At 42.7% G+C, this 674-nt stretch carries 1 protein-coding gene; it reads right to left on the bottom strand.

All coding sequences use genetic code 11. The features are described 5' to 3' along the window. Positions 1-12 precede the first annotated feature (12 nt). Positions 13-674: fructosamine kinase family protein (locus R7E78_RS27120; RefSeq protein ID WP_318058746.1), on the bottom strand; the 662-nt coding region annotated here is incomplete at its 5' end.

Raw genomic sequence — 674 nt, 5'->3', positions numbered from 1 at the left:
GTGCCTTCCAAATTAGTAAGAAATAATTTTATTGATAGTGAGCTGAGCTTGCTCCAAATAATGCCCACCGAACAAATTACAATGATTGAGGATGTGATAGAGGTTGTAGATATCTTTTCGTTCATGATAGTTAGGCAGCAATGGCATCACCGATTCATACCCTTGATAGAACTCAGGTTGGAACCCTCCAAACAATTCAGTCATCGCGATGTCGCATTCTCGGTCCCCCCAATAGCATGCAGGATCGAAACAAATCGGGCCAAACGCGGTGAGAGCGACATTACCATTCCATAAATCACCATGTAGAAGAGACGGTTCTGGCGTATGGTTCGCAAGAAGCTGTTTTACAACGTCAATAAAGTCGTCGATATCAACTAGCGTCACGCCTTTCTCTTTTAATAACTGCAGTTGCCAACCAATACGTTGCTCAGCGAAGAACATGCACCATTTTTTGTGCCATTGATTCGGCTGCAGGGTGGAACCGAGATAATTGTCGGTATCGAAACCAAACTCTTTCTGTTCTCCCCATTGATGCAGTTGAGCTAATTGCTGACCAAATTTGAAGTTGTTTTCAGGGTCATCTAAGGGTTTGGTAGGAAGGTAGTTTAAAATAATGAAAGCGTTGTTTTTGGTCTTACCGACCAATACCACTTCAGGGACAAATATTGTCGAAG

This window comes from Vibrio sp. YT-19(2023), assembly GCF_033337395.1.
Note: the sequence above shows the minus strand (reverse complement) of the source record. Positions and strands in the feature narration are given on the sequence as shown.